Origin of the sequence: Pseudophaeobacter sp. C1-32P7 (assembly GCF_041008775.1) — a bacterium.
GTDB classification, from domain to species: domain Bacteria; phylum Pseudomonadota; class Alphaproteobacteria; order Rhodobacterales; family Rhodobacteraceae; genus Phycobacter; species Phycobacter gallaeciensis_A.
Window position 1 is genome coordinate 1 of the sequence record NZ_JAXGFR010000058.1, and the last position, 4,161, is coordinate 4,161.

At 56.5% G+C, this 4,161-nt stretch carries 1 protein-coding gene and 1 pseudogene; both read left to right on the forward strand.

Features of this window, described 5'->3' with window-relative positions:
• Positions 1-504: 504 nt before the first annotated feature.
• A complete protein-coding gene (locus tag SM763_RS23915; protein WP_369000060.1) occupies positions 505-3,291 on the forward strand; it encodes a DEAD/DEAH box helicase in 2,787 nt (928 codons plus the stop codon).
• Positions 3,292-3,684: 393 nt separating this feature from the next.
• Positions 3,685-4,017, forward strand: a pseudogene (locus SM763_RS23920) (acyl-CoA dehydrogenase family protein); the annotation flags it as partial.
• Positions 4,018-4,161: the final 144 nt, after the last annotated feature.

A 4,161-nucleotide genomic window follows, 5' to 3' on the forward strand; every position in this document is an offset into this window, starting at 1 on the left:
GTTCGCATCGCCGTGCTGAACGGCTACACCGCGCTCGGCATACCCGTCACTGTGGCCGTAGGATAGGTCCGTCCGGGGAAAGGGGAACCACGCTCAGACCCCGATTTGTGCAACAGCGCCGAACGGAGGCGGAGCGAAGAATCTTTGACGATTGGAGAAGCGAATGGCTCGAGATGCAGATTGAGCATGCAAGCGAGGGTGTCCGTATAGACCCAAGGTTCTGGAGCTATCCTGCCTTCCTGAATCTCAGTGAGGATGGCGTGGAATTGGCTGACACTGAGGCTTGGTATTACGAAGAACCTATAGACATCAAACCGTCGAGCTCCTTTCGCCTTGAGGATAGCGAGGGTCAGATTTGGCGTTTCGAGCCAAAGGATGGACGCTGCGACACTGGCTTTCTGTCGCTGCTACCACACTCCAAACGGTTGGCAGCGAAACAGGAAGCCGAGGCAAAAGAGGCAAGCAAGGATGAATAGATCGCTGTTTCCACCAAAGGGCGCTCTCGTGAAGTTGGAAGACAACTCGCGCGGGGTGATCCATGATCTGAGGCCAAAGGTTGAGCCGAATGAGGCGCTGCTCGCTATGGCAGGCAATCGCCGAGCATGGGTGGCACTGTCGAACCTAAAGCCTGCATATGCGCCTGGACAACATGTCCAGCACAAGCCGCCGCGAGGCCGCGGGCTCAGCCTCGGGAGTGGAGTTGTACTTTCAACGCGTTCGCTTGGAGGTTTCGAGCAGGTTCTCGTTCAGTTCGCAGAGACGGGAGAAACCAGATGGCTGGACTGGCGTGTTCTCGCACAAGCGACGCCTGTCGAACTGCGGATTGCAAAACGACTAACCGGCCAACACAAGGTGGATCATGCCGAGCGCTTTAGACTCCGAATTCTATCCAAGGCACTTCAAATCTGGAACGCAAACACCGGAGCATTCGGTCGTCTCGACATCGATCCACTGCCACACCAGCTTGACGTAGCACGGAAGGTTGTAACTTCTCCTCAGGCCCGATGGCTGATTGCCGACGATGTTGGGCTTGGCAAGACCATTGAGGTCGGACTTATTCTTCACGCCCTCTCGCAGCGTAACCGCTGCCGGCGCGTCTTAATCGTGTGTCCTTCTTCGCTGACCAAGCAGTGGAAAGATGAGATGCGAGCCAAGTTCGGGCGTGCCTTCGAGATCTATCAGCGGGACTTCCGACCCGAATACGCCGAAGAGATGCGCCTCCGGGAGAATGTCATAATCTCGCTTGATCTCGCCAAGCGCGATGAGCATTTGGCACGGCTCATCGAGGCTGGCTTCTGGGATGTTATTGTGTTCGATGAGGCGCATCGGCTCGGGCGGTCTGAAACCGGCGAGCAGACAGAACGCTACGCGCTCGCTCACAAACTTCGCGACCGGACTCACTCTCTGCTATTGCTCACTGCAACGCCGCACCAAGGCAAGACCCGTCGCTTCGCGGCTCTATTGGAGTTGGTACGCCCGGACCTTCTGCCCGAAATTCGAACGCTAGAGATGAACCCTGAGGTGGTTGGAGATATCATCATTCGCAACCGGAAAACTCGCGTCACGGATGCTGAAGGCACGCTGATTTTTCGCGGCCACGACACGCTTCGCCACATGGTGATCCCGTCGCCCGAAATGCGCATTGCGGACAAAGCACTCCGGAAATATTTGAGCGAGGGGTATCGCGCTAGCGCAGACGCACAGGATCGCATGATCGGCCGAGCCATCGGGTTTGTAATGACGACGTACCGGAAACTCGCATCATCTTCCGTGGCGGCAATCGAGCGAGCGCTAGAACGCCGCCTCGAACGACTTCGAGGTTTCGATGCCGCCTCGGCACTGACGATACCTTCAGACGACCAGCTCGAAGGCGACGACGATCTTGCGGAAGCTGGGCCCATCGGTGAGGTCGGTGCCTTCTTCGCCGATGAAGCAAGCGAGGTTCATGCCGTTCTGAAACTCATTCGCGTAGCTCGACAATCGGATGCGAAACTGCAGACATTCCTAAATGACGTCGTTTCGCCGCTTCTAGCGCAGGACCAAAGTCTTTTGGTGTTTACCGAGTACCGGGCTACTCAGAGTTACCTAGCTGAGGCGATCGCAAACGCATGTCCAGGGGTTCAGGTCGCGACGATCAACGGCTCAATGCCTTTGGATGAAAAAATGAAGAACGTCCGCGCCTTTAACGGCCGAGAGGCTCAGGTCATGGTTTCGACTGAAGCAGGCGGCGAGGGCCTCAACCTGCAAGACGCATGTCATATCATGGTCAATTATGATCTGCCATGGAACCCGGCACGTCTGGTTCAACGGATTGGCCGCCTATACCGCTATGGTCAGACGCGACGCGTCCAAGTCATCAATTTGCAGTCGGATGACGGCTTCGACAACAGCGCCATCACTCTGTTGTTGGACCGTGTCAGCACGATTGCACAGGACATGGCAAGCGTTGCCGGCGAAATGAAGGACGCCTTAGCTGCGGAAGTGCTCGGAGAACTGATGTCCTACATTGACATGGAGAGCATTCTAGAGCGTGCGACGAGTATGAAAATGGACCAGACGGAAGAGGAGATTGCCGAAGCCATACGCGAAGCACAGAAGGCGCGGGCCGCCGAGGATGATATTTTACAATTTGCATCCGCACACCAGACACGGGTGTCGGGCGGCTTCGACTTTCGACATATGGTCAGTTTTGTGAAAGGCATGGCGCCAATCGCTGGATTCGCCGTACGAGGTGAGATGCATGGCGGAAAGACTCTTGAGCTTGAGCTCGCCGAAGAGGATATCGGCCGCTGGCCAGAATTTGGCCGTCGTAGCGTTGTGCGCCTGACCGCCGACCACGCAAGGGCAATCGCTGACCCATCGCTTGTTTCAATGGACTTCGAAGCCGGATTTGTGCGTGATCTTTCAGAACTAGCCAATGATCGGCTGGCTTTCGACGGGCTTTATGCTGAGGCTGAAACGGAAGCAGTTGCGAGTGAGGATGTGGTCGGAGTTCATCAGGTACGTTGGCAGGGCCTTTCTGGCGAGCTGTTGGAGGAAGAGCTGATTGCCCTTTCCGGCAAGAAGGACGGTGCAACAGAGCTGGCGCATGAAGAATTCGCGGAACTGCTGCTGCGGCCGATGGACAGTGTGCCGGCATCGAAGCCTAGCGATGAGGACCGGTTGATTGCAAAAGCGTTTGCACCGGGAGTTGAGAGTTTTGTCTCGCTCACGGCTGAAACGGATCGCATGCCGTCGTCAGTGTTCTTGTCTGCTGCTCTGAAGAGAAGGCGTCAGTTCCCCGGAACATAGCAGGTAGAGGGCAGTCTGGAGTGGAGAAGGTTCGACGGGGGTCCCATTCCCTCCGCCATCACCCAAGAAATCATGGGAAACGGCGATTAGGGAAGCCTACCCGCCAGCCTACCGCTAACAGGTTCACGCTTGGACACGACGTGAAGCATCGGCTTCGGCATGTGCGAAATCGTGGGGAATCTGGACCGGTCGTTCTGCTACTATTCTTTCGGAAGTTGGTCTTTAACTGCTTTATATAGCTGTTCGGGCAGGTCTCGCCAGATTGATCTGGCCCTGTCTGCCCGCAGAGGTTCAATCTGAAGGTAGCCATTGTGTATCTGCATCTTCGGTTCCCTAAAGGGAGCCATATTGTGTTTTTGATGAGAGGTTTGGCGCCGAGAAGGTCTTCGGACTTGCGAACATCAGCTGGTGCAGGGGCTGTTGGCCGACAGTCAGGCCGAGCTGGCCGCTGCCCGCGCGCTGGTCCGGGATGCGGCGCGCACGTATGACGCAACCGGGGCTGCGGTGCTGGAAGCCTCTTGTGCCAAATACTTCTGCACTGAAATGGCGGGCCGGGTTGCAGACCGCGCGGTGCAGGTGCATGGCGGCGCCGGCTACATGGCCGAATACGCCATCGAAAGACTGTACCGAGACGCGCGGCTGCTGCGCATTTACGAAGGTACCAGCCAGATCCAGCAGATCATCATTGCCCGCAACATCGTGAAGGCCGCAAAAGACCGCATGTAAGCGGCAGGGAAGGAAAGAATATGTGTAAGCGCCGTCTCAACCCCACATTGCTGCTAATGGCTTCGGCTGCGATGTGATCTCCATCTCATGATGGGGAGTGCGTTTCGCAATGTGCGCTACAAATTCGTTTCTCAAATCTCTGGG